The organism is bacterium (assembly GCA_030685015.1).
Lineage (GTDB): Bacteria > CAIWAD01 > CAIWAD01 > CAIWAD01 > CAIWAD01 > CAIWAD01.
Window position 1 is genome coordinate 1 of the sequence record JAUXWS010000021.1, and the last position, 25402, is coordinate 25402.

21 protein-coding genes and 3 tRNA genes are annotated in these 25402 nt (G+C 69.4%); 23 read left to right on the forward strand and 1 reads right to left on the reverse strand.

The window, feature by feature from the left end:
• The first annotated feature begins 194 nt into the window (after positions 1 to 194).
• The 6 genes from Q8O14_02375 to Q8O14_02400 are packed head-to-tail and all read left to right on the forward strand — an operon-like array spanning position 195 to position 5711.
• On the forward strand, positions 195 to 878 hold the full coding sequence (locus Q8O14_02375; protein MDP2359589.1) for a hypothetical protein: 684 nt from the start codon (positions 195 to 197) through the stop codon (positions 876 to 878).
• Between the two features lie 2 nt (positions 879 to 880).
• Positions 881 to 2155 carry a phosphoribosylamine--glycine ligase gene (gene purD, locus Q8O14_02380; GenBank protein MDP2359590.1) on the forward strand — a complete coding sequence of 425 codons (1275 nt, stop codon included), beginning with the start codon at positions 881 to 883 and terminating at the stop codon, positions 2153 to 2155.
• On the forward strand, positions 2152 to 3093 hold the full coding sequence (locus Q8O14_02385) for an NAD-dependent epimerase/dehydratase family protein (GenBank protein ID MDP2359591.1): 942 nt from the start codon (positions 2152 to 2154) through the stop codon (positions 3091 to 3093). The genes purD and Q8O14_02385 overlap by 4 nt, the downstream gene beginning before the upstream one ends.
• Positions 3086 to 4177 (forward strand): sigma-54 dependent transcriptional regulator, encoded by a 1092-nt coding sequence (locus Q8O14_02390; protein ID MDP2359592.1) that lies wholly within the window; start codon positions 3086 to 3088, stop codon positions 4175 to 4177. Before Q8O14_02385 ends, Q8O14_02390 begins: the two co-directional genes overlap by 8 nt.
• On the forward strand, positions 4174 to 4665 hold the full coding sequence (locus tag Q8O14_02395) for an LptE family protein (protein MDP2359593.1): 492 nt from the start codon (positions 4174 to 4176) through the stop codon (positions 4663 to 4665). The genes Q8O14_02390 and Q8O14_02395 overlap by 4 nt, the downstream gene beginning before the upstream one ends.
• The gene (locus Q8O14_02400; protein MDP2359594.1) at positions 4662 to 5711 is read left to right on the forward strand and encodes a hypothetical protein; all 1050 of its coding nucleotides are present in this window, start codon (positions 4662 to 4664) and stop codon (positions 5709 to 5711) included. The genes Q8O14_02395 and Q8O14_02400 overlap by 4 nt, the downstream gene beginning before the upstream one ends.
• A 57-nt stretch (positions 5712 to 5768) precedes the next feature.
• Here the strand turns inward: Q8O14_02400 and Q8O14_02405 are convergent, their stop codons facing one another.
• Positions 5769 to 6281, reverse strand: coding sequence for a hypothetical protein (locus Q8O14_02405; protein MDP2359595.1), 513 nt, complete (start codon positions 6279 to 6281; stop codon positions 5769 to 5771).
• A 351-nt stretch (positions 6282 to 6632) separates the two neighbouring features.
• On the opposite strand from Q8O14_02405, the gene typA reads away from it, so the two are divergent.
• The 17 genes from typA to Q8O14_02490 all read left to right on the forward strand — a co-directional run bounded on the left by typA (position 6633) and on the right by Q8O14_02490 (position 25248).
• Positions 6633 to 8450 carry a translational GTPase TypA gene (typA, locus tag Q8O14_02410; GenBank protein ID MDP2359596.1) on the forward strand — a complete coding sequence of 606 codons (1818 nt, stop codon included), beginning with the start codon at positions 6633 to 6635 and terminating at the stop codon, positions 8448 to 8450.
• Position 8451: 1 nt separating this feature from the next.
• Positions 8452 to 9249 (forward strand): glycosyltransferase family 2 protein, encoded by a 798-nt coding sequence (locus Q8O14_02415; GenBank protein MDP2359597.1) that lies wholly within the window; start codon positions 8452 to 8454, stop codon positions 9247 to 9249.
• Positions 9242 to 10294 (forward strand): glycosyltransferase family 4 protein, encoded by a 1053-nt coding sequence (locus Q8O14_02420; GenBank protein ID MDP2359598.1) that lies wholly within the window; start codon positions 9242 to 9244, stop codon positions 10292 to 10294. Before Q8O14_02415 ends, Q8O14_02420 begins: the two co-directional genes overlap by 8 nt.
• Positions 10291 to 10695: a VOC family protein gene (locus Q8O14_02425; GenBank protein MDP2359599.1), complete on the forward strand. Its 405-nt coding sequence runs from the start codon at positions 10291 to 10293 to the stop codon at positions 10693 to 10695. The genes Q8O14_02420 and Q8O14_02425 overlap by 4 nt, the downstream gene beginning before the upstream one ends.
• Before the next feature lie 241 nt (positions 10696 to 10936).
• Positions 10937 to 11500 carry a DUF6305 family protein gene (locus tag Q8O14_02430; GenBank protein MDP2359600.1) on the forward strand — a complete coding sequence of 188 codons (564 nt, stop codon included), beginning with the start codon at positions 10937 to 10939 and terminating at the stop codon, positions 11498 to 11500.
• Positions 11501 to 11517: 17 nt separating this feature from the next.
• A complete protein-coding gene (smpB, locus tag Q8O14_02435; GenBank protein MDP2359601.1) occupies positions 11518 to 11997 on the forward strand; it encodes an SsrA-binding protein SmpB in 480 nt (159 codons plus the stop codon).
• The gene (tyrS, locus tag Q8O14_02440; GenBank protein ID MDP2359602.1) at positions 11994 to 13211 is read left to right on the forward strand and encodes a tyrosine--tRNA ligase; all 1218 of its coding nucleotides are present in this window, start codon (positions 11994 to 11996) and stop codon (positions 13209 to 13211) included. The genes smpB and tyrS overlap by 4 nt, the downstream gene beginning before the upstream one ends.
• The gene (locus Q8O14_02445) at positions 13208 to 14182 is read left to right on the forward strand and encodes a polyprenyl synthetase family protein (protein MDP2359603.1); all 975 of its coding nucleotides are present in this window, start codon (positions 13208 to 13210) and stop codon (positions 14180 to 14182) included. Before tyrS ends, Q8O14_02445 begins: the two co-directional genes overlap by 4 nt.
• Before the next feature lie 46 nt (positions 14183 to 14228).
• Positions 14229 to 15353, forward strand: a complete 1125-nt coding sequence (locus Q8O14_02450) for an FAD:protein FMN transferase (protein ID MDP2359604.1) — start codon at positions 14229 to 14231, stop codon at positions 15351 to 15353.
• A complete protein-coding gene (locus tag Q8O14_02455) occupies positions 15350 to 16336 on the forward strand; it encodes a glycosyltransferase family 9 protein (protein MDP2359605.1) in 987 nt (328 codons plus the stop codon). The genes Q8O14_02450 and Q8O14_02455 overlap by 4 nt, the downstream gene beginning before the upstream one ends.
• Positions 16330 to 17661, forward strand: a complete 1332-nt coding sequence (locus Q8O14_02460) for a glycosyltransferase N-terminal domain-containing protein (protein ID MDP2359606.1) — start codon at positions 16330 to 16332, stop codon at positions 17659 to 17661. The genes Q8O14_02455 and Q8O14_02460 overlap by 7 nt, the downstream gene beginning before the upstream one ends.
• Before the next feature lie 126 nt (positions 17662 to 17787).
• Entirely contained in the window at positions 17788 to 20706 is a 2919-nt protein-coding gene (locus Q8O14_02465) for a PAS domain S-box protein (protein MDP2359607.1), read from the forward strand.
• The gene (locus Q8O14_02470; protein ID MDP2359608.1) at positions 20703 to 22091 is read left to right on the forward strand and encodes a sigma-54 dependent transcriptional regulator; all 1389 of its coding nucleotides are present in this window, start codon (positions 20703 to 20705) and stop codon (positions 22089 to 22091) included. The genes Q8O14_02465 and Q8O14_02470 overlap by 4 nt, the downstream gene beginning before the upstream one ends.
• Positions 22092 to 22203: 112 nt before the next feature.
• Positions 22204 to 24897 (forward strand): diguanylate cyclase, encoded by a 2694-nt coding sequence (locus tag Q8O14_02475; protein MDP2359609.1) that lies wholly within the window; start codon positions 22204 to 22206, stop codon positions 24895 to 24897.
• A 44-nt stretch (positions 24898 to 24941) separates the two neighbouring features.
• Positions 24942 to 25015 (forward strand) — tRNA-Ala (locus Q8O14_02480).
• Between the two features lie 53 nt (positions 25016 to 25068).
• Positions 25069 to 25141, forward strand: a tRNA-Gly gene (locus tag Q8O14_02485).
• A gap of 36 nt (positions 25142 to 25177) precedes the next feature.
• Positions 25178 to 25248 (forward strand) — tRNA-Cys (locus Q8O14_02490).
• The last annotated feature ends 154 nt before the right edge of the window (positions 25249 to 25402 follow it).

Consider the following 25402-nt stretch of genomic DNA (forward strand, 5'->3'; position numbering starts at 1 on the left):
CGCCGTGCCGGCGGGCGCCGTGCCGGCGGGCGCCGTCCCGGCGGGCGGGGTGGTCCGCCAGGGCGAGACGCGGCTGCAGCTGAAGGCGCGGGGACGGGGCGACGCGGCGCGGGCAATGAAGCGCCTCCAGGCGCGCCGCCGCGAAAGCGGCCAATGAGCACGGACATACGATTCGAAAGGGGAGGACGAACCAGATGATGCTGACCGCAACGGATGCCGCCCAGAAGGGCTGGTGGACCTGGGCGCTCAAGCACGGCAAGCCCGAGCACCCCGACACCGCCGAGATGAAGAAGCGGCTGGCGCTGTGGGAGAAGCAGGCGGGACCGGCCCTGGAGGCGCGGGCGCTCAAGGAGAAGCCTTCCGTTGTGCAGAAGGACCTGGAACCCTACCGGGATCTGAAGGACCATTGGCAGGTCTGCCTGATCGAGTTGATCCTGGCGGAGCGCAAGGGCATGTACGAGGCGGCGCGCGAGGCCTTTTTCCGCCCCTTCAAGGTGGACGACTCCACCCGCACCCGCCGGGACTGGCGCACCATGAAGCACACGACTGTGCTTTATCTGCAGATGCTGCTCAAGCGGACGGCCACCAACGAGGCGAAGCGCATCCTTGATTTCATGGACCGCCGCTACAGCCTGGAGCCCCACGTCCTCGCCTTCGAGCGGGGCATGATCCATGACGCCCTCGAGGAAATGCGCGACGCCTACATCTGGCTGGCACGCGCCATGCAGAAAAACCGGAAGGCGCGGGCCTGGCTGGACGAGGGGGTCGAGATCCTGGCCGGCAAGGACCTCTATCCCCGCCTGCGCCAGCACGAGGATTGGGAGAGCTTCCTCGCCTCGCCCGCCCGCTACTTCAAAAAGCAGGGATGGGAAGCCTGATCATGGCCAGGCGCGTCCTGCTCCTGGGCGGCGGCGGGCGGGAGGCGGCGCTGGCTTGGGCCTTCGCCCGCAGTCCACTTCTAGCGAAACTGTTCGCCGCGCCCGGCAATCCCGGCATGGGACCCAGGGTCGAGTGCGTGCCCGGGCTGGACATGCTGGACGCCGAGGCAGTCATCGCCTTTTGTCGGGCGCGCCAGGTGGATCTGGTCTTCATCGGCCCCGAGCAGCCCCTGGTCGCCGGGGTGGGCGACGCATTGAGCGCGGCCGGCGTGCCTGTCTTCGGCCCCTCCCGCGCCGCCGCCGAGCTGGAGGGTTCCAAAGCCTGGGCCAAGGCCTTCATGGCCCGCCATCAGGTGCCCACCGCCGCCCATGCCTCCTTCACCGACCTGGCGGAGGCGCTGGCCTTCCTTGAGCAGGCACCCTGGCCGGTGGTGATCAAGGCCAGCGGTCTGGCGGCGGGCAAAGGCGTGGTGCTGCCCACCAGCGACGAAGAGGCCCGTGCCGCCCTGCGCGCCATGCTGGGGGAGGGGGCCTTCGGCGAGGCCGGCGCCACGGTGGTGATCGAGCAACGCATGAGCGGGCCCGAACTGTCCGTCTTCGCCCTCTGCGACGGGCAGAGGGCTTGGATCCTGGGCAGCGCCCGTGACCACAAGCGGCTGGGCGAGGGCGACACGGGGCCCAATACGGGTGGGATGGGCGCCATTGCCCCCAGCCCCCTGGCCACACCGGCCTTGCTCGATCGCGTGCGGCGAGAGATCCTGGATCCTGTCCTGGCCGGCATGGCCGGCGAAGGCCGAGCCTATCGCGGCATCCTCTACCTGGGCCTCATGCTGACGGAGGGCGGCCCGTGCGTGATTGAATTCAACTGCCGCCTGGGCGACCCCGAGACCCAGGCCCTGTTGCCCCTGCTCGAAATCGACCTGCTGCAGTTGGCCTGGGACCTCGCATGCGGCGGACGTCTGCCGGCACGTGAGCCCCCCATGGTCGGAACCTTGAGGGCCGCCTGCGTGGTGCTGGCGGCCGAGGGCTACCCGGGGCCAGCGCGCCGCGGCGATCTCATCACGGGTCTTGAGAACCTGTGCGGCGAGTGGGACCTGCTTGTCTTTCACGCGGGCACGGCCCTGGACGAGGCGGGACGGCTGGTCAGCGCCGGCGGGCGGGTGCTGGGCCTGACCGCCCTGGGGCGCGACGCCGCCACCGCCCGCCAACGGGCACTGGCCGCTGCGGCCTGTGTTCGCTTCGCGGGCTGCCACTATCGAAAGGACATCGGCGCGTGAGAATCCTGGTGACGGGCGGGGCCGGTTTCATCGGCTCGACCACAGTGGACCTGCTGCTGGCCGACGGCCACCAGGTCGTGGTGCTGGACGACTTCAGCACCGGACGCGAGGAGAACCTCAACCCGGAGGCCGAGGTCCTGCGCCTGGGCATCACCGACGAGGCCGTGCTGCAAGCCATGGCCGAATGGCGCTTCGAGGCCATCCTGCATTGCGCGGCCCAGATCGACGTGCGCAAGAGCGTGGAGAACCCCGTCTTCGACGCCGGCGTCAACATCCTGGGGACGCTCAACCTGCTGGAGGCCGCGCGGCGCACGGGGGTGCGGCGCTTTGTCTTCAGCTCCACGGGCGGCGCCATCTACGGCGACACCGACCACCGTCCCACCCCGGTGGGGGCGGAATGCAAGCCGATCAGCCCCTACGGCATCACCAAGTTCGCCGTGGAGAAGTACCTCTACTATTACCGGGAGGTACAGGGCCTCTCCACCTTCGCCCTGCGCTATGGCAACGTCTACGGTCCGCGCCAGAATCCCAACGGGGAGGCGGGCGTCGTCGCCATCTTCGCCCGCCGCCTGCTCAAGCACCTGCCGCTGCACATCAACGGGGACGGCACCCAGACCCGCGACTATGTCTTCGTGGAGGACGTGGCGCGGGCCAACGTGCTGGCCCTGGGCGCCGATTGCGGCGGCGCGGCCAATGTGGGCACCGGCGTGGAGACGGACGTCAACCGGCTCTATGAGCGGCTGGCCGAGGCCCTGGGCAGCCGCCACGAGGCGCCCCATGGCCCCGCCCTGGCGGGCGAGCAGCGCACCAGCTGCCTGGAATGGCAGGCCACACGCGAGCTGCTGGGCTGGGAGCCGCGGGTGGACTTCGCCGAGGGCATCGCCCGCACGGCGGCCTGGTTCCGTGTGCGATCCGAAGTGGCCGGACGGCATGCTTGAGGGATTGGCCAGCGTGGGCATGGCGGGCAGCGGGCCGGCCATGCAGCAGGTGGCGGCACTCATCCGCCAGGTGGCCCCCACCGAGCTCTCCGTCCTGGTGACGGGAGAGTCCGGCACCGGCAAGGAGCTGGTGGCGCGGGCCATCCACGAGAACAGCCGGCGCGCCGCCGGACCGCTCATCACGGTCAATTGCGGCGCCATTCCCGAGGGCATCTTCGAGTCCGAGATCTTCGGCCATGAGAAGGGCTCCTTCACGGGAGCCGACCGGCAGCGCAAGGGCATGTTCGAGCTGGCCGACGGCGGCACCATCTTCCTTGACGAGATCGGCGAGATGCCCCTCTTCACCCAGGTCAAGATCCTGCGCGTGCTGGAGACGGGGGAGTTCATGCGGGTGGGGGGCCAGGCCGTCATCCGCGTCAATGTGCGGGTGGTGGCGGCCACCAATCGCGACCTGGCCCGCGAGTCGACCCGCGGCCGCTTCCGTCAGGACCTCTTCTTCCGCCTGAAGGCGATCACCGTTCAGTTGCCCCCGCTGCGGGAGCGCCGCGAGGACATCCCCGAGCTGGCCCGCCACTTCGCCGACCGCTTCTGCCGGGCCAATGGCCTGCCCACGGCGGAGTTCTCCGAGGAGGCGATGGACCTGCTCAGCGGGCACTACTGGCAGGGCAACGTCCGCGAACTGAAGAACCTGGTGGAGTCCCTCGTCATCCTGGCGGGCGGCCGCACCATCGCGGCGGGGCTGCTGCGCTCCCGCCTGCTTGAGGAGGGGAGCAGTCCCCACCTGCCCGTGTTGCGGCCGGTCGAGGAGGAGCGTCCGCAGATCAGCCTGGAGCTGCTGCAGCAGATGTTCTTCTACCTGCAGAGGGAGCTGGCCGAGATCAAGGCCCTCCAGCGCGAACAGCTGGAGCAGCAACGCCAGGTGGGGGAGCAGTTCAACCTGGCGGCCATGAGCGTGGACGAGCTGGAGCGCGACCACATCCGCGAGGTGCTGGCCGAACACGGCGGCAATCGGCTGCGGGCCGCCCACAGCCTGGGCATCAGCGAACGGACCCTATACCGCAAGATCAGGAAGCACGGCCTGTGAGAGGGAAGGCCCCACGCGCGGCGGCGCTGATCCTGCTGCTGCTGGTTTGCTCGTGCAGCTATTCCTTCAAGGGGACGCTGCCGCCCCACTTGCGCACGGTGGCCATCCCCCCCATCGCCAACCAGACGGCGGAGTTCGGCGTGGCCGAGGAACTGAACGAGCTGGTGCTGGCCCGCTTCCTGCGCGACGGCTTGCTCAAGGTGACGGACGAGGCCAACGCCGACAGCCGCCTGGACCTCGTCTTCATGCAGATCGGCGAGTCCGCCTTCGCCTACAGCCAGGACGAGCAGACCTCCCTCGTGCGGCTGACCATCCGCCTCCAGGCCGAGTTCTGGGATCGCGTCGAGGATCGCTCCCTGTGGCGCAAGGATTTTTCCGAGTGGGCCACTTACGATCCCAGCGGCACGCCCACCCGCGCCGAGGCCATTGCCGAGGCGGCCAAACGCCTGGTCGAGGCGATCAACCAGCAGCTGGTGGCGGACTGGTGACGGAGCGCCGCCGCCATCTGGAGGCGCAGGTGCGCCAGCTGCGGCGGGAGCTGCCGCGCCATCCCTGGCTGCATGCCCGCCTGGCCGATCTGATGCTGGCCGCGGGCCGTTCGCGGGAGGCCGCCGCCCTGCTCCGCAAAGGCACGGCCGACCTGGCGGGCTATTCCAGCGCCCAGCTGGTGGCGGCCGAGTTGGCCGCCCAGGGCGGTGAGGAGCGGCGCGCCGAGGAGCTGCGCGAGCAGGTCTGCCGCTCGGCGCCAGGCATCCACGCCGGCTGGACCCAGCGTCTGGCGGCGGCGCGGGAGGACTCCCTGCGCTACCTCGAGCTGCTGCAGCAGGTCTGGGAGCTGGACCAGTTCAGCCCCCGGCTCAACCTGGAGCTGGAGCAGGCCGGCTTGCGCCGCGTCCCCGAGTACGAGCAGGCCTTGCGTCCCACGGCCACGGAGGCCGCCCGGCGCGAGGCCATGTTCCGCCGCCTGCTGGACGACCACGAAAGGAGACAGGGCCAGTCGGCGGAGGGTTCGGCGCTGGACCCCGAGGCGGAGAGCGCTGAAGCGTCGGCGGAGCCGGTCGTCCCGGTGGCAGCGACGGCGGCCGGGGCGGAAGTGCCGGTTGAAGCGGCTAGTTCGGAAACGGTGGCGGGGGAGGAGGGCGAGTCCCCGGCCGACGAGGATGACGGGGAGGACCTGGAGCAGGGGGAGCCGCCCCCCGTCCCGGCCGGCCGCGAGCGGGCGCTACAGGAGCAGGCCGAACGCCTCGAGAGCCTGGGCCGGCCCTTGACCCTGCCCCGCGGCCTGCCCGATGATCCCGGCCGGCGGGTGGGCGCCCGCGCCGGGGACCTCTTCGATCCGCGCAGCATGATGACCCGTCGCCTCATCCGCCTTTATCTGGAGCAGGGCTATCCGACCCAGGCCGCCGCCGCCCTCAAGGCCCTGCTCGCCCGCGAAGCCGCCGCCCCCGACCTGGCCGCCCTCCAGGAGGAGGTCCGCGAGGCGGAGCGTCGCCAAGCGGAGCAGCCCGCGCCCGGCCGGCGCAGGCGCGGCTGATCCTTCCTTCCACCTGCTGTTCCAGAACCGATCCTCGCCCGGCCACCCCGTCTTGGCTCAAGCCTCCCGCTGCCGCGGGGGCGAGCCCAGGGAGTCCATCGCCTCGTCAAGGGGACGGCACATGCCGTCGATCTGCTCACGGTAACGGTCCTGGATCACCCGGCGACGCAGCTTGAGGGTGGGCGTGATCTCGCCGGCCGCCTCGCTGAAGAGGTCGGGGAGCAGGGCGAAGCGCCACACCATTTCGTGGCGGGCCAGCTCGCCGGTTTGCTCTTCGATGCTGCGGCGCAACAGGTCGAGGATCTCGGGCAGGCGCAGCAGGTGCTCGCGACTCTCCCGGGCGAGGCCATGCTCGCGGGCGAAGGCCTCCAGCCGGGCGAAGACCGGCACGATGAGGGCCGTCACGCACTTGCGCCCGTCGCCCACGGTGGCCGCCTGCTCGATGAAGGCGTCGCGGGCGAGGATGGACTCGATGCGCTGGGGGGCGATGTTCTTCCCCTGGCTGGTGATGATGAGATCCTTGATGCGGTCGGTGATGAGCAGGTAGCCGTCCTCGTCCAGCCGGCCCACATCCCCGTGCGGAATTCGCCGGGACGGTTGCAGGTGACGATGGGGCTGGTCGCGGTCAGGCCGTAGCCCTGGCAGATGGGCAGGCCGGCCGCCAGGATGAAATCCTCGATGACGGGATCGAGCGGCGCTCCCCCCGAGACGAGCAGTTTCTTGGGGCCGCCCGCCGCCATCCGCAGCTTGCGCAGGACCAGCCGCTCGGCCAGGGCGCGGCGCAGGGCGAGCCCCGGCGACAGGCGGTGTCCTGCCAGGTGCCGTCGCGCCGGATGGCCTCCCTCGGGCCGGCTGTCCATGTACCCCCGATGCCGCCCCCGTCTTTTCTACCTTGGCACGGAAAACACCCGAAAGGACTCCATGTCGCTGCGCAACGTCGCCATCATCGCCCACGTCGACCACGGCAAGACCACCCTGGTGGACGAGATCCTCAAGCATTGCCATGTCTTCCGCGACAACCAGGTGGTTCGCGAGCGGTTGATGGACTCCAACGACCTGGAGCGCGAGCGGGGCATCACCATCGTCAGCAAGAACCTGGCCGTGGAGTGGCGGGACGTGCGCATCAACCTGATCGACACGCCCGGCCACGCCGATTTCGGGGGCGAGGTGGAGCGCGTGCTCAAGATGGCGGACGGTGTGCTGCTGCTGGTGGACGCCTTCGAAGGACCCATGCCCCAGACCCGCTTCGTGCTGCAGAAGGCCCTGCAGCTCCATCTCAAACCCATCGTCGTCGTCAACAAGATGGACCGCGACAACGCGCGGCCGCTCGAGGTGGTGGACGAGATCTTCGAGCTATTCCTTGAACTGGGCGCCGACGACCGCCAACTGGATTTCCCGGTCGTCTTCGCCGCCGGCCGCCAGGGCTGGGCCGTGCGCCGGCTGGGGGATCCGCGGACCGGACTTGATCCGCTGCTTGACTGCATCCGCGACGAGATACCCGCCCCCGAAGTGGTCGAGGGACCGCTCCAGCTGCTCATCACGGCCTTGGACTACAGCGATTACGTGGGCCGCATCGGCATCGGCCGCATTTTCCGCGGCGCTGTATCGAACGGGGAGACCATCGCCCTGCTCAAGCGGGACGGCAGCCGGCAGACCCGCCAGATCAAACAGCTCCTCGTTTTCGACAACCTGGGCCGGCGCGAGATCCCGCGGGCCGGCTGTGGGGAGATCTGCGCCCTCATCGGCCTCGAGGGCGTGGACATCGGGGACACGGTGGCGGACCTCCAGGAGCCGGAACCGCTCCCCATCATCGCCATGGACGAACCCACCCTGTCCATGACCTTCATGGTCAACACCAGTCCCTTTTACGGCCAGGAGGGCCGCCTCGTCACCAGCCGCCAGGTGCGGGAGCGCCTGCGCAAGGAGACGGAGCGCGACATGGCCCTCCGGGTGGAGGACACGGCCCAGGTTGACAGCTTCAAGGTGAGCGGGCGGGGCATCCTCCACCTCTCCATCCTGATGGAGACCATGCGGCGGGAGGGCTACGAGTTCATGGTGGGCCAGCCCCGCGTCATCTACAAAGAGATCAACGGCAAGAAAGCCGAGCCGGTGGAGGTGCTGACCGTCGACGTGTCCAACGCCCATGTGGGCCAGGTGATCGAGACGGTGGCGCAGCGGCGGGGCGAGATGCTGAAGATGGACCCGGGGGAGCTGCGCACCAAGCTGGAGTTCCACATGCCCAGCCGCGGCCTGATCGGGTTCCGCAGCCGCATGCTGCGGGCCACGGGGGGCGAGATCGTCCTCTACCACCGCTTCCTGCAGTATGAGTTCTTCAAGGGCAGCATTCCCGGCCGCCAGTCGGGCAGCATCGTCTCCATGGGGGAGGGGGAGGCGGTGGCCTATTCCCTGGACGCCTTGCAGGACAGGGGGCGCTTTTTCGTCGCGCCCGGCGACCGGGTCTACATGGGGCAGGTGATCGGCGAGCACTGCCGCGAGGACGACATCGTCGTCAACGTGCAGAAGGGCAAGAAGCTGACCAACATGCGGGCCAGCGGCACCGACCGGGCGATGCGCATCACGCCGCCGCTGCTGATGAGCCTGGAGGAATGCCTTGAATTCCTGGCGGATGACGAGTTCCTCGAGGTGACACCCGAGAGCCTGCGCATGCGCAAGTCCCTGTTGGACGAGAACGAGCGGCGCAAGGCCCTCCGCCTGAGCCTGAAGGCGGGAGAGGTCTGAGGTGGCCGGTTCCGGAACCGCGCGGCCGCCCCTGAGCGGCATCGTCATCGCCCGCGACGAGGAGGAGCGCCTGACCGCCTGCCTGGCCAGCCTGCGTCCCCATTGCGCCGAGTTGCTCGTCGTGCTGGATGCGCGCCACACGGAGGGGACGCGCCGCGCGGCGGAGGCGGCCGGTGCCCGTCTCCTCGTCCATGAGTTTGAATCCCATGTCCGGCAGAAGAACGTGGCCGTGGCGGCCGCCGCCCATGACTGGCTCCTCTCCCTGGACGCCGACGAGGCGCTGGCGGAGGGCCTGGCGGAGGAGCTGGCGGCCTGGGACTGGTCGCGGCCGGAGCGGGCGGGTCGGTTGCGCCGCCGCAACTGGCACCTGGGCGCTTGGGTGGACTGGACGGGCTGGCGGCGGGATGGCGCCACGCGGCTCTTCAACCGCACGCGGGCCCGCTTCGCCGGCAGCTGGGTCCACGACGCGGTGGCGGGCGAGGAGCTGGTGGTCGTGTCCCTGCGCACGCGGCTGCTGCATTGGCCTTATCGCGACCTCGAGCACCACCTGGAGAAGATCAACCGCTACACCAGCCAGCTGGCCCGCGAGCAGCGGCAGGCAGGGCGACGGCCCTCGCTGCTCAAGCTGGTGCTTGATCCTCCCTGGAAGTTCTGCCGCATGTATCTGTGGGAAGGCGGCTTCCTCATGGGCCGGCGTGGCTTCGTGCTGAGCGCCGTGGCGGCCGTCTACGTCCTGCTCAAACAGGCCAAGTTGTGGGAAGCCTGGCTGGACGGGCGCTCCGGACGGGCCGATGGCTGAGCCGCGCATCCTCCACGTCAACGACCAGAGCCGCTGGGGTGGCGGCGAGGGGCAGACCTGGCTGCTCATCCGGGAGCTGGAGCGGCTGGGCGTCGAGAACCACGCCCTCGTCTGCGCAGGCAGTCCCCTCGCCGAGCGCCTCGCCACCCTGCTGCCGCCCGCGCGGCTGCGCCTCCTGCCGCGCGCCCTCTGGGGCCTGCTGCCTCTTCTCCTGCCCGCTCTCCGCCCATCCTGCAATGTGCTCCATGCCCACACCGGACGCTCCACCCTGGCCTTCCTCGCCGCCGGCCCGGCCCGCCGGGTGGCCCACCGCCGCATTCCCGACCAGCCCGCTCCGGCCGGACTGAACCGCCTGAAGCGCGCCGACGCCGTCATCTGCGTCTCGGAGGAGATTCGTCGCCGTCTGGCGCAGGCCGGTCTGGGCGCGGGCGGCCGGCCCCGCCTGGCCTGCGTCCACAGCAGCGCCGACTGGCCGGAATTCCCCGCCGTGCAGGCGCGCCTGGAGGGCCGACCCGCCCTGGGCTTCCTGGGGCATTTCCGCCGCCACAAGGGGCTTGATCTGCTGCTGGCCGCCCTGCCGGCGGTGCTGCCGGTCCATCCCGGCCTGGTCCTGCATCTGGCGGGCGATGGCACCGAGGAGGCGGAACTGCGCGCCATGGTCCACCGCCTGGGTCTGGGGGCCGTGGTCCGCTTCCATCCGCTGCCGGCGCGGCCAGCCGAGTGGCTGGGCGGCCTCGACCTCTTCACCATGCCCTCGCGCGAGGAGGGGCTGGGCAGCGTGGCCCTGCTCGCCCAGGCCCTGGGCCTGCCCGTCCTGGCCACGAGGGCGGGGGGGATCCCCGAGGGCGTGCTGCACGGCCGCACGGGCTGGCTGGTGGCGCCCGATGACGGACCAGCCCTGGCCGAAGGCCTGGCGCGGCTGCTGGACGACGGGGAGCTGCGCCTGTCACTGGGCGCGGCGGGTCCGCCCTGGGTGCGGGAGAACTTCAGCCCGCGCGGCATGGCGCAGCGGACCCTGGCCATCTATCGGGAGCTGCTGGCATGAGCCGTTCCATGGTCATCCTCTACGTGCCGGAACAGGAGGCGGCACGCCGTTTCTACGAGGCCCTGCTGGCAGCGCCGCCCGTGTTGCACGTGCCGGGCATGACGGAGTTCGAACTGCCCGGCGGCCTGCTCCTGGGGCTGATGCCGGAAGCAGGCATCCGCCGCCTCTTGCCGGCGCTGGCCGTCTGCTTCCGGGGCGATGCCCCGCAAGCGCCCCCCGCCCCCCTCCGCGCCGAGCTTTATCTGGCCGTGGATGACGCCGAGGCCTGGCTTACCCGCGCCCTGGCGGCGGGCGCCCGCCTGCTCGATCCCGTGGCCGCGCGGCCCTGGGGCGACCGGGCCGGTTATGCGCTGGACCCCTGGGGCCACGTCCTGGCCCTGGCCGAAACATCTTCCCCATGAACCGCCCCGCTTGACTCCATGCCTGTTGATATGAGTTTAGACTGATTAAAATTTGTATGAACATCGGGCAAAACAGGCGAAAGCTCATTCAATCACTGTCATGAGCTGAACAATCGGCTTGATCGGCGGAAGGACTCGCGGTGCCGCCAGTCTGGCCTCAGGGGAGGGCCAGTGGGGCGGGGGGCGGACGCTTTTCCTATCTTCGCAAGCCTTTGACAACTCTCACAAGCACGGAATCCCCATGCGCCTGTTGATCATCGCCCTCATGTGCTGGATGCTGGGCGCGCCCATCGCAGCCCCGGCCGCCCCGCCACCCTTCCGCGAGCCCGTGCTCATCACCTGCGCCGGCCAGAGCAGCGATCTGCTCCTGGCCCGCCAGCTCTTCACCAAGGCCGGCGTGAGCCAGGCCCGCGCCAGCTCCACCCTTACGGCGGATTCCCTCGCCGGCGCCCAATCCCTCGTCCTGGTGGTGGGCGGCAGCTCAAAAGGCTTGGGCCAGGCCAAGAACGCCACCGACGTGGAGCTGGCCCGCATCAAGGGGCTGATCGCCCGGGCCCGCGCCGCGAAATTGCCCATCCTTTGCCTGCATGTGGGGCGGGAAGCCCGCCGCGGCCCCCTCTCCGATCCCTTCATCACGCCGGTTGTGCCGCAGTCCACCCAGGTGCTCGTCCTGGCGGGCGGCAACAAGGACCAGTTCTTCACCAAGCTGACCGCCCCCGCCAAGGTGCCGTTGGTCGAGGCGGCGGATTACCGGGAACTGACCTCCCGCATTGCCGAGGCCTACGGCCGTCCGGCGCCCAAATAAGAGAAGCCGCCCGCCCCATGACCAAGAAGAAGCCCGCGGAGGAGCCCCGGTACATCGCCCAGAACCGCAAGGCCCGGCATGACTACCAGATCCTGCAGACCTGGGAGGCGGGCATCGCCCTCTGCGGCACGGAGGTGAAGTCCTGCCGGGAAGGCCACGCCAGCCTCAAGGAAGCCTGGGCCCGGGTCGTGGATGGAGAGATCTTTGTGATGGGCATGCACATCTCTCCCTATGCCAAGGGGACGGTGGGCGCCCATGACGAGACGCGCATGCGCAAGCTGCTGCTGCACGCCTCCGAGATCCGCAAGATCGCCCGCGAGGTGGAGGGCGAGGGCCGCACCCTGGTGCCCCTGGCCCTCTACTGGAAGAAGCACCTGGTCAAGTGCCGCCTGGCCCTGGTGGCGGGCAAGCGGCAGGCCGACAAGCGCACGGACATCGCCAAGCGGGAAGTGGAACGTGACCTGAAGCGCATCATGAAGGAAAGGAACCAGCGGTGAGCACAGCCTTCCCCCCCGTCGCCACGCAACTTGAGGAGATCCGCAGCGGCGCCGCGGAGATCCTGCCCGAGGCGGAGCTGGAGCGGAAGCTGGAGCGCTCGCAGGCCAGCGGGCGGCCACTGATCATCAAGTTCGGGGCCGACCCCTCGGCGCCGGATCTCCACATCGGCCACGCCGTGGTCATCAACAAGCTGCGCACCTTCCAACGCCTGGGCCACACCGTCGTCTTCCTCATCGGGGATTTCACCGGCATGATCGGCGACCCCAGCGGCAAGTCCAAGACGCGCAAGGCCCTCTCCCGCGAGGAGGTGCTGGCCAACGCCGAGACCTACAAGACCCAGATCTTCAAGCTGTTGGACCCGGAGCGCACCGTCATCCGCTTCAACAGCGAGTGGTTCGCCCCCATGGCCATCGACGATTTCCTGCGCCTGACCAGCCGCTACACGGTGGCCCGGCTGCTGGAGCGGGAGGACTTCCGCCGCCGCTACACGGAGCAGAGTCCCATCACCATGATGGAGATGCTCTATCCGCTGATCCAGGGATACGACAGCGTGGCCCTGGCCGCCGACGTGGAACTGGGCGGCACCGACCAGACCTTCAACCTGCTGGTGGGCCGCTCCCTGCAGGAGGCTTATGGCCAGGAGGCGCAGGTCATCCTCACCATGCCCATCCTCGAGGGGACGGACGGCCAGCAGAAGATGTCCAAGTCGCTGGGCAACTACGTGGGCGTCTGCGACAGCCCGCGCGACATCTTCGGCCGCACCATGAGCATCCCCGACGAGTTGATCCTGCGCTGGTTCCGCCTGGCCACCGACCTGCCCGTCGCCGAGCTGGACGCCATCGGGGCGGCGCTCCTGGCGGGAGAGAATCCCAGCCGGCACAAGCGGCGGCTGGGCCGGGAGCTGGTCCGCCTCTACCACGACGAGGAGCAGGCCCGCGCCGCCGAAGCGGAGTTCGACGCCATGTTCCGCCAGGGCGGCCTGCCCGACGACTTGGCGGAGCGCCCCCTGGCGGCGGCCACACCCCTGATCGATCTGATGGTGGAGGCCGGACTGGCGGCGAGCAAGGGCGAGGCGCGCAAACTGGTGCGGCAGGGGGCGGTCTGCCTGGACGGTGTGCGGGTGGTCGATGAGGGCCTGGTCCTGGCGCCGGCGGCGGACCTGGTCCTGAAAGTGGGCAAGCGGCGCTTTCTCAAGTTGACGGCGCCGGCATGATCCGCCTTGACCAGGTGCAGGAGCTGGTCCAGCCCGAATTGGCCGAGTTCCGTCGCCGCTACGACGAGTGGATCAAAACGGGCAAGACGCCCATCGTCGACCAGGTCATCCGCTTTCTCACGCCGCGGCGCGGCAAGCTGCTGCGCCCCACCCTCACCTACCTGTCGGCCCGGCTCCTGGGCGAGAGCAACGAACGCACCCATTTCGCCGCGGTGGTGGTGGAGCTGCTGCACAACGCCACCCTGCTCCACGACGACGTGGTGGACAACAGCGACAAGCGGCGGGGCATGCCCAGCCTCAACGCCATTTTCGGGAACAAGGTCAGCGTGCTCTTTGGCGACTACCTGCTGGCCAGCAGCCTGCTCGCCATGCTGGAGTGCGGCGACGCGCGCGTCTTCGAGGTCCTGGCCCGCACCGCCCGCCGGCTGGCCAAGGGGGAACTGGACCAGGCCGCCCGCTCGAAAAACCTGGACATGGACGAGGAGACCTACTACCGCATGGTCGCCAACAAGACCGGGGCCCTGGTGGCGGCCTCCTGCGTGCTGGGCGGCCTGTCCAACGAGGCCGGGGAGGAGCAGACGGCGGCCCTGCGCGCCTTCGGCGAGGCGCTGGGCGTGGCCTTCCAGATCCAGGACGACCTGCTCGACTACACGGGCAAGGAGGCGCTCATCGGCAAACCGGTGGGGGGAGACCTCAAGGAGCGCAAGATCACCCTGCCTCTCATCCACGCCTTCTCCCGCAGCGAGGCCTCCGAGGTGCGCGAAATGAAGCGCCTGGTGGCCCGGCCCCGTCTGGGGGATCTCAAGCGCGTGGTGCGTTTCGCCGTGGAGCGGGGCGGCGTGGATTATGCCCGTGGGCAGGCCCTCACCTACAGCCGCCAGGCCCTGGCCGCCCTCGCCCTCTTCCCGGAAAGTCCGGTCAAGGCGCGGCTGCACGACTTCAGCGTCTTCGCCGTGGAGCGCAGCCATTGACTGTTCCGGCGCCTGAGGGCGGCGGAAGCCATGATGGGAGGTGCCCATGTATCGATTGTTCCTGCCAGTTGTCATGTCCTTTCTGTTGCTGCTGCGCCCGACAGGCGCGGCGGATTCCCCCGCGGCGGAGACCTGCGTCTTGCCGCTCGCTCTCCATCACAGCGTCGGTGACTGGGAACTGGCCATCGCGCACCCGGCCGCCGGTCGCGACTGTGGCCGGGATCTGATCGCGACGCGGGCGATGCTGGAGCGAGCCGCCGCCCTCCTGGCCTGCGGCGATCCCCGCTCGGAGATTGCGTCGGTCAACCGCTTGGCGGGCAGCCGTTCCGGCCGCCTGGGCCGCCCCACCTATGATCTGGTGCTGCGCAGCCTGGTCTGGAAGGACCGCACCAAGGGCGCGGTGGATCCCCTGGCCGGCCCGCTCAAGCGGATCTGGCTCGGGCACGATCCCTTGCCCATCGTGGAGAGGGACCCCGGCCCCGAGTCCGGCGCGGCGACCAGCGCATGCCGCCTGGCCTGCCGGGCACATCGGGTCGTGACGGATCGGCCCGGGCCCTGGCCCACCTCGGCGCAGGTGGACTCGGCCCTGGCCCTCGTCCATCAAGGCGGCACTTATTTCGTGGACCTGGGGGTCCTCCTGCGCGATCCGGGCATGGAGCTGGACCTCGATCCAGTGCTGGACGGCGTTCTCGTCGATCGGGCCCTGGACAGCCTGACGGCCGCTGGACACGGCGGACTGCGCCTGCGTGTCGGCGGAGTCTGGCGCTGCGACAACCAGGGCGGGGTTTGGAGCCTGCCCCTGGCGGGGCCGGATGGATCCTTGCTGGGCAACGTCGCCCTGTCCGGGCAGGCCCTGGCCGCGGTGGAGCCCCAACCCTGCCTGCGCCTGGCGGGACAAGCGCTCAACGGATTGCTTGATCCCCGCGACGGCCGACCCCTGGAGGCCCTTGCCAGTTGGGCCCTGGCCCCCAGCGGCGAGGAGGCGCGGGTCTGGGCCCTGGCCCTGGCCGTGCTGGGGCCGGAGGAGGGGTTGGCCTTGCTGGCGGCGGAAGCACGCGTCGAAGGAGCCTGTTGCCGGCCGGACGGGGCGGGCGGCTTCGAGCTGTGGACGACGCCGGGTTTCCCCGTCCCGGGCATCGTCGCGCTCCCGCGGGAACCGGCGACCCGGTGAGCGCCACCGCCCTTCTGCGCCTCTCCGCGTTGGGGGACATCCTGCTGACGGAGCCGGTGGCGCGCGTGCTCAAGGAGCGGGAGCCGGGGCGGCCCGTCGTCTACGTGACCAAGGAGCGCTTTGCCGCCATTCCGCGAGGCTGGCCGCCCGTGGACGAGGTGCTGGCCCTGCCCGAGCCGGTGCGCGGCCACGACCTGCGGCAGCTGGCCGCCCGCCTGCGGGACCTGGAGGTGGACCGCCGCATCGACCTCCACAACACCTGGCGCTCCCACCGCATCTGGCCCCGCTGCGAGGCGCGCCTGCCCAAGCACCGCCGGCAGAAGTGGCTGCTGGTGCATGGGCGCGCCCTGCCCGCCGCCTGGCGTGGCGATCCCGGGCCGGTCTGGCGCCGCTATCTGCGGCTGATCGGCGTGCAGGATCCCGGACCGGAGCTGCGCCCCCGGCTGGTGGTGGCGGGCGAGACCCTGCGCCACGGCGCCGGACGCCGGCTGGCCCTGGTGCCGGGCGCCGGTTTCGCCACCAAAGCCTGGCCCGAGACCCGCTGGGCGGAGCTGCTGACGCTCGTCCTGGCGCGGACGGACTGGCCCGTTGTCCTCCTGGGCGGCCCGGCCGAGCAGGATCTGGGTCGGTGTCTGGCCGGGCTGGATCCCCACCGCGTGGAGAACCTCTGCGGCGCGCTGGACCTGGAGGACACGGCCCGCGCCGTGGCCGCGGCCCGCTGCCTGGTCACCGGGGACACCGGCCTGCTGCACATGGCCGACGCGGCCGGGGTGCCGGGCGTGGCCCTCTTCGGTTCCACCACCCGCGAGCTGGGTTTCTACCCCGTGGGGGACAGCCTGCGCGTCCTGGAACGGGAGCTGCCCTGCCGCCCATGCAGCCACGTGGGACGTTCCCGCTGTCCCCTCGGGCACCTGGACTGCCTGGCCGGCATCGGCGCGCCGGAGGTGCTGGCGGCCCTCCTTGAGCGGGAGGGGGCATGTTGACCCTGTATCGCTGGCTGACGGTGCCGGCCTGGCTTCTTCTGATGACAGTGGGCCGGCTGCTGCCGCGCGTCCGGGTGAACATCGCGGCGCGGCGGGGCTGGGCCGCCCGCCTGGCGCGGGAGCTGGCCGCCCTGCCGCCGGCCCCCGCCGTCATCTGGATCCACTGCGCCAGCATGGGCGAGTTCGAGGCGATCCGTCCCCTGGCCCGACGCTTGCGCACACGAGGGCTGCGCGTGGTCATCAGCTTCTTTTCCACCTCCGGACCGCGCCATTTGCCGGCCGAGGTGGAGGCGGACCTCGTCTGCTATCTCCCCTTCGACACTCCCTGGTCCGCCCGCCGCTTCGTGGATCTGATCGCGCCGGACCTGGCCGTGGTGACCAAGCACGACCTGTGGCCCAATCTGCTGCTGGCGGCCCGTCGCCGGGGCGCCCGCCTGGCCTTCGTCAACGCCAATTTCCACGACCGCTCCCGACTGGCCCTGCCCTGGCTGCGGTCTTTCCACCGGGACTTGCTGGCCGGCTTCGATTGGATCGCGGCGGTTGGCCCGCTCATGGCCGACCGCTTCCAGCAGCTGCTGACGGGCTGCTCCGTGCCGGTGGAGGCCACGGGCGATTCCCGCTTCGACCGGGTCTTGGAGCGGGCCCAGGGCAACCGCTCCGCCGAGCTGCTGCCCGCCGGCTTCCGTGCGGCCACCCTGTTGGTGGCCGGATCCACCTGGGAGCCCGACGAGGAGGCCTTCCTGCCGGCCGTGGCCCGCCTGCGCCCCCTCGTCCCCGGCGGACTCCACCTGCTGCTGGTGCCCCATGAGCCCCACGCCGCCCGGCTCGAGCAATTGGAGCGTCGCCTGGCCGCCCTGGATCTGCCCGCTTGCCGCTTGAGCACACTGGAACAGGATACCTGGCGGGGGCAACCGGTCATTGTCGTCGATCGCGTGGGTCTGCTCGCCGGCTTGTACGCGGGGGCGGACCTGGCCTGGGTGGGGGGCGGCTTCACCACCGGCGTGCACAGCGTGATCGAACCCGCCGCCAGTGGCCTGCCGGTGCTCTTCGGACCCCGCCATCATGTCTCCCAGGAAGCCCAGGACCTGCTGGCCTGCGGGGGCGCCGCCGAAGTGACGGCGGCCGACGCCGACCGCCTGCTGGAGGGTCTTCTGCTGGAGGATGGAAAGCGGCGGGGGATGGCGCGGGCGGCCCTGGGATTGGTGCAGGCTCGCGCCGGCGTCACCAGCCGCCTGGAGGAGGGGCTCCTGGCCCTGCTCGGACCTGGCGGGGCGGGGCCGGACCGGGAGCGATCCGATCCGCCGGAGGCCTGGGCATCGTACTGAAGCATCAGGGCAATGGACAGATCGCAGCTTTGCCCTTGTGGATTCGCCGCGGCAGCCTGACCTTTGGCTTTGTTTGACGGGAACAGGTTGACAGGTCCAGACGCACCAGGATGGAGCACGAGCCGCATGCCGTACATCCGCCGCATCCTGTGCATCGATGATGATCCCGACGCCTTGCGCGTGTTGACCGAGTATCTCGCCCTCGAGGGTTACGAGGTGCTGGCGGCCCCCGATGGCGCCTCGGGCATCCAGATGCTGGCCCAGGAAGAGGTCCAGCTCGTCATCACCGATCTCAACATGCCCGGATTGACGGGCATGGATGTCATCGAGATCGTCCGCAAGAACTACCCCCGGCTGCAGATCATGGTGGTGACCGGCTACGGCACGATCGAAAGCGTGCTGGACGCCCTGCATCGCGGAGCCGTGGACTACCTCGTCAAGCCCTACCTGCTCGAGATCCTCAAGCTGAGCCTGGGCAAGGCCGAGCGGCAGATGGAGATCGAGCAGCACCTGCGGGCGGTCCAGGAGGCGGGTGGCGCCTTGGAGGGCCGCAACCTGCTGGAGGCCCTCAACACCCCCGTGGCCCTCTTCGACGCGCAGCTGCAACCGGTTTCCGTCAACGGGCGCTTCCAGGCCCTCTTCGGCCCTTGGGGCGTGGACGGCCCCGAAGGCCTGCCGGCCAAGCAGCGTCGCCGCATCTTGGAATTCCTGCAGGCCGGCGGCGGCGAGGAAAGCCTGCTGCTCCGCGTGAAACGGGCAGGCGGGCCGGAACGGGTGCTCGAGCTGGGACTCAGCCCGGTGAGCGTCGCCGGGCAAATCCTGCTGCAGGCGAGCGAAGTGGAGCTGCGCGAGGAGAGCGAGAGCGGCCTGGAGGAGGCCTTGCTGGTCGTCTCCCCCAGCGGTGCGCTGTTGTGGGCCAATGGCGTGGCGACGGACTGGTTCGAGCTGGGCGACGGAGACCTCCCTTCGCTGGCGGATTTGCTGGGGAATGCGACCAAGCCCGCACCCCTCGCTCTCCTGAACGATGCCCTGCCGGCCACCGCCTCCTGGACTTGGCGCTGCCAGCTGTCGGATCATCCCACCGCGCCCGCCGAGGTGGAGCTGCAGGCCACGCCCCTCCTGGACGAGCAGCTGCGACGGCGCGGCACCGTGCTTTGCTTGCGGCCCATCGGTGGCTTCGCCGATGGCGCGCCCTGGGATCGCCGCCACCAGGCCGAGGAGTGCCTGCCCCTGGTCAAGCTGGGGGAGCAGGGCCAGATCCGCTGGGTCAGCGCCGGCTTCACCCGACTGACCGGCCTGCCGGGCGAGGCCATGCTGCAACGGCCGATGGAGGAGGCCCTCGCCACCTGCCCGACCCAGCTGGAGGAGATGTCCCGCGTCGGCCAAAGGGACGGCGTGCTTGTCCAGTTGCGGCCGATCGATCCAGGACCGGTCGCCCTGGACATCGAGGAGCAGAAGGCCAAGCTCTTCCGTGCCACGTCCTTCCTGACCCATCTGCTCCGGGACGGCGACCTCGACGAGCACGCCCGGGTGCGCGAGCGGCTGGAGGAGGTGGCGCAGACCCTGGTCCGCTCGGGCTATTTCCGGCGGGCGGCCCTCTACCTGCGGGACGGCGAGACGATCCTGGGCTGGGGCTTCGCCGGCTACGAGGCGGCGGCGGAGGAGGAGATCCGCCAGAGCACCCAGTGGCGCCGGGAGTGCGAAGCGGTGGAGAACTGCCGTCTGCGCATCGGGACGGCCTGCATGGTCGTGCCCGACCTGCCCGAAGGGATGGAACTGCTTCGCTGGGAGGCGGGGGCCTTCCTCACCCTGCCCATCCTGGATCGCATGCAGCGGGAGGTGGGGCGCCTGCGCCTGGACGACTCCATCTCGGGCACCCTGCCCAACGAGGCGCAGGTCCACATCGTCGAGTTGCTGCTGCGCCATGTCGCCCTCTCCCTGGACGAGCTGGAGCTGGAACGCCAGGTGGCGCGCAGCGAGGCCCGCTACCAGGACCTCTACGAGAACGCCAAGTACTCGATCTTCGTGGTGGACGCGGAAAGCGCCCGCATCGTGGACGTCAACCGCGAGGCGGAGAAGCTGACGGGCTTCGAGCGCGGGGAGCTGATCGGCCGCCGCATCTGGGAGACCCACTCCAGCGAGTACCAGGAGGTGGCGCGGCGCAACTGGCTGCGCACCCTGCAGCGGGAGGCCACCTCCTACGAGAACGTGCCCCTGCAGCGCAAGGACGGCTCCACCATCTTCGTCGATTACAACTGCATGTTCACCGAATTCAACGGCCGGCCGGTGGTGCAAAGCTTCTACCGGGACGTGACGGAGAAGCAGGCCCTTGAGTTCTCCCTGATCCAAAGCCAGAAACTGGCCGGCCTGGGGCAACTATCGGCGGGCGTGGCCCATGAGCTGCGCAACCCGCTCGGCATCATCAACTCCTCGCTTTACTACATCAGCTCGGTGATCGAGCGCGAGGATCTGCGCCTGCCCGACCAGGTGAAGAAGCACATGGGCATCATCAAGAACGAGGTGGACCGCTCGCGCAAGATCATCGAGAACCTGCTCAACTTCGCGCGGACAAGCAGCCACGAGCGGGAACGCGTGGACCTGGCGGATTTGCTGCGTGTCACCCTCGATCTGATGAAGAAGGAATTGCTGGTCAACAATATCCGCTTGGTGATGGAGATGGAGGATCTGCCCACCGTTCATCTCAACCTGGACGAGCTGAAGCAGGCCTTCCTCAACATCATCCTGAACGCCACGCAGGCCATGCCGGGTGGCGGCATGCTGCGCATCCGCGGCCGGCGCGAGGGGGGACGTGTCCAGATCAGTTTCGAGGACACGGGCCAGGGCATCAGCCAGGAGAACCTGCCCAACGTGCTCAATCCCTTTTTCACGACGAAGGAGCCCGGCACGGGCACGGGCTTGGGCCTCTCCCTGACCCATTCCTTCATCCGGCGGGCGGGGGGGGACCTGACCCTGGAGAGCGAACTGGGCATCGGCACCACCGTCCGCATCTACCTGCCGGCCGGCGTAGTCGAGGAGACACCATGAGTCAACGCTTGAAGATTTTGCTCGTCGACGACGAGATCAACATGCTGGAATCGCTGGGGGACGTCCTGCGCGGCGAGAAGTACCAGGTCGCCACCGCCTCGGGTGGCGAGGAGGCGTTGGCCAGGCTGGAGAAGGAGAGTTCCTTCGACCTGATGATCACCGACCTCAAGATGCCCCGCATGAACGGCCTCGACCTCCTCGACCGGGTGGTCAAGTCCTACCCCTCCCTCGACGTGATCGTCCTCACCGGGCACGGCAGTGTCGAGAGCGCCGTCCAAGCCATGCGCCGGGGCGCCTTTGACTTCCTGCTCAAGCCCTTCCAGCCGGAGGAGGCCCTGCAGATCATCGCCCGGCTGGATGAGAAGAAGAACGGCCTGGTGCAGAACAACGCCTTCCTGGCCGAACTCTCCCGGACCTACGGCTTCGACTCCATCATCGGCAACAGCCCGGCCATCATGGACGTGTTCAAGAAGGTGGCGACGGCGGCCAAGTCCAACGCCTCCATCCTCATCACGGGGGAGTCGGGCACGGGCAAGGAGCTGGTGGCCCACGTCGTCCACTACTTCAGCAACCGGGCCAACCGCCCCTTCATCAAGACCAGTTGCGCCTCCTTCGGCGAAGGCGTGCTGGAGAGCGAGCTCTTCGGCCACGAGCGGGGCGCTTTCACCCATGCCGTGGAGCAACGCAAGGGCCGCTTCGAGCTGGCCGATCGCGGCACCCTCTTCCTGGACGAGGTGGGCGACATCCCCATGCGCACGCAAACCAAACTGGTGCGCGTGCTGCAGACCAAGGAGTTCGAACGGGTGGGCGGCACGGAGACGCTCAAGGTGGACGTGCGGGTGATCGCCGCCACCCATCGCAACATCCGCCAAATGATCCAGGAGGGGCGCTTCCGCGAGGACCTCTTCTACCGGCTCAATGTCATCCCCATCCAGTTGCCCGCCCTGCGCGACAGGCAGGAGGACATCCCCCTTCTCGTCAACCACTTCCTGGGCCAGCTGACGCGGGAAATGGGCAAGAAGATCGACAAGGTGGCGGACAGTGCCATGGACGAGCTGATGAGCTACGCCTGGCCTGGCAACATCCGCGAGCTGCGCAATGTGGTGGAGCGCGCCGTGGTGTTCTGCGAAGGGCGCCTGCTGAAAGTGGACGACATCCACGCCGACCGCATGGCCGAGCCCCAGGAGGACGGCCACTCCCTCAAGCTGAAAAGCCTGAGCCTGCAGGAGGCGGAGTCGGCCCTCATCACGCACTGCCTCAACCAGACCAAATGGAACCTGTCGAAGACGGCCAAACTGCTGGAGATCAGCCGCGGCACGCTTTACTCGAAGATGGTCAAGCTGGGGCTGCGCGACACGGAGGAGGAGGAGGTCGAAGAGGAGTGAATCCACCCACGGGTCCACCGCGCCGCCCTGGGCGGCGTGGCGGCGGTCGGAGAGGCGGCGCGCGCTCCTCGAGGCACGATGTCGTTTGAAGTGAGGTTGCGGCGGAGGGGGGATGGACCCAAGATCCGCGGACAGCCGGCACGAGCAAGGCGAGCTGCATTCCCATGTCAGGCAGTTGATGGGCAGCTTGCTGGACACGGCCCTGCAACTGGTGGAAGGCCGTCACGGCTCCCTCATGCTGCTCGACGGCCAGAAGCGCCTGCGGCTGCGGGAGGCGCGCGGTCTTGATCCCGCCTGGCTGGAGCCGGACCGCGACCACCGCTCCGGGCCGGCCGGCCGGGCCCTGCGCGAGATGCGCCCGCTCCATCTGGTGGGAAGCCTGGCCGCCGGCGTGCCCGTGGACGAATCCCTCATCCTCCCCCTCTCCACCAGCCAGGGGGCGGCCGGCACCCTCAACTTGAGCCGGCGGGGCGGGACTCCCTGGCCGGCGCAGCTGCGCGACCAGGTCATCCGCTTCTCGGACGGCGTCTCCCAGACCCTGGAAGTGGTCCGCCTCTCGCGCGACCGGGATCGCCGCATGGCGGAGCTGGATCGCGTGCTGGCCTTCTCGCGCATCTTCGGCTCCACGCGCGAGTTGTCCAAGATCCTCGAGCTGCTCCTCTCCTGCGCCCGCGAGCTGAGCGCCTGCCAGGCCTCCTTCGCCACCCTCTATACGCCGGCCGGCGAGCGCCACGAGGCCTGGGCCGGGCACTGTCTGGCGGAGCCCGTGCTGCACCGGGTCATCCAGGGGCTGCGCGAGCGGTTCGGGCACCGCTTCTTCGCCCGCGCCCGGCCGGAGCATCATGCCCGCCTCGATCTGCTGGACGACGACCACCCGCTCAAGCTCCTGGCGCGGGAAGGTCTGGCCCGCAGCGCCGTGGTGGTGCCCCTCGTCTTCGGCTACCGCATCCTGGGCCGGCTCTACCTGCTGGACGCCGACGAGCAGGTGCTGCACCGCGACACCCTGCGCCTGCTCATGCTCCTGGCCCACGAGGCCTCCATCGCCATCGACCAGGGGCGGGCCATCCGCGAGCTGCAGGAGATGGCTTTCGTCGATCCGCTCACCCGGGTCTACAACCGCAACTACTGGATCCAGCGCTTCGAGGAGGAGCTGGTGCGCGGCGAGCGGCGCGGGCAGCCGCTCTCGCTCATCATGCTCGACATCGACCACTTCAAGGCCTACAACGACACCTACGGCCATCTGGTGGGCGACGAGGTGCTGCGCATGGTGGCCCAGGTGGTCCGCGCCTGCTTGCGGGAGGTGGACGTGACGGGCCGTTTCGGCGGCGAGGAATTCGGCATCCTGCTGCCGGACACCGACGAGCACGGCGCCAATTTCGTGGCCGAGCGCATCCGCCTGATGGTGGAGCGCCTGGATCTGGGCCGGCCGCGCTCGGCGGCGGGCGGGCTGACCATCTCCCTGGGCGTGGCCTGCGCCGGTGGCCGGCGCTTGTCGGTGGACGAGCTGATCCGGCAAGCGGACACGGCGCTCTTCGTCTCCAAGGAGCAGGGGCGCAACCGGGTGAGCATCTATGCCACCAATGGTGTGCAGCCCGCCGCGGGCCTGCCCATGGTGCAGGCGCTGGACGAGGCCGACACCCGCCGCCTGACCGGCACCAGCGACTTCCTCTTCCAGATGGCGGACAGCCTGGGCGGCGTCCGTGAATGTCGCCCGCTGGGTGGGCAACTGGGCTTCCAGATTCTCGTCCTGGGCGGCGCGGCCGAGGAGCACCTGCCCCTGGTCCACCTCTTCGATTCGCTGGGCTATCAGACGCTGCTGGAGCAGCCCGACACGCCACGGATCCGCAGCGCGGTGCCGCTGGGCCAGGCGCTGCCCGACCTCGCCGTGCTCGATCTGGAGGTGCCGCCCGCCGGTGTGGATGGACTGACCCAGCTGCGCGACCTGAAGACCCACGATCCGCTCCTCCCGGTCATCGTCCTCACAGGGCGCGACGGCATCGAGCGGGCGGTGGAGGCCATCCGCCTGGGGGCCGATGACTATCTGCTGAAGCCATTTGGCGCCAAGGAGATCCGCCTGTGCGTGGAAAAGGCCTTCAGCAAGCGCTTCCGCTTGCTGCAGGGGGATCGGCAGGGGGCGGCGCGCAGTTCGGACCTCAGCGCCGACCTGACGGGCGTCTCCGACGAGATCCGGCGCGAGTTCGTGCGCAGCGCCCAGGAGCTGCGCATCATGCAGGAATTCAACAGACGCAGCCTGGAGCATCCCACCAAGGGCGCCCTCATGCTGGATGCCCAGCGACGGGTGCTGCAGCTCAACCGTCTTGCCGCCGAGATGCTGGGCATCGACGAGGCGGCCGGGGTCGGCCGCAGCCTGTTCGGCGCCGCCCCCAGCCTGGACAATCCACGCGTGGGCCATGCCCTCATCCACGTGGAGCAGACCGGCGAGGAGGCGACCATCAACGACTTCTGGTTGAAGTCGCCGGGGGGCGAGACCAGCGCCCTGCACAAGCTGCGCTTCATTCCCGTCGTGCTGGACGGCGGCGACGCCCTCCTGCTCATCCTGCTCGAGAACATGCTGGACCGCCAGTTGATCCAGGAGGAGGGACGCCGCCTGCGCATGCGCATCGCCCGCGAGATCCACGGACGCATCGCCCAGCATCTGCAAGTCATCTCGGGGCGGGCCGAACTGCTGTCCCTTGACGGGGAAGGCGGCGACGCCTCGGTGGAGCAGATCCTGGCCGCCGCCCGCCGCGTCAGCCAGATCCTGGGGGAACTGGGGGCGGACCTGCCCGGCGACGGCCTGCCTTGACAAGCAGGCCATCATCCGATAGATTCATGGCCTTTGAAATCGCTGGGGCATTAGCTCAGTTTGGTAGAGCGCTTGACTGGCAGTCAAGAGGTCAGCGGTTCGACCCCGCTATGCTCCATGCGGCGCCTTGATTGTAATGCCCAGGCGCATTAGATTCACGGCCTGACAGACGCGAGAGTAACTCAGCTGGTAGAGTACCACGTTGCCAATGTGGTTGTCGCGGGTTCGAACCCCGTCTCTCGCTTGTGAGCAGCGTCCGCCTCGGCGGACGCTTTCGTTTGGCGGCGTAGCCAAGTGGTAAGGCAGAGCTCTGCAAAAGCTCGATCACCAGTTCAAATCTGGTCGCCGCCTTCTTCCGCTTCAATCAGTTCTTCGCGGCCATGCCGCCGGGGTCGGGTGCTTCCCCCGCGTCTGTTCCATCATCGGTCCACGGCGCCCGTGGGGCGCTCCCCTTCCAGCTTTGTCGTGATGGATCAACGGCTTTGCCCCGCTGCTCAAGTGGGCT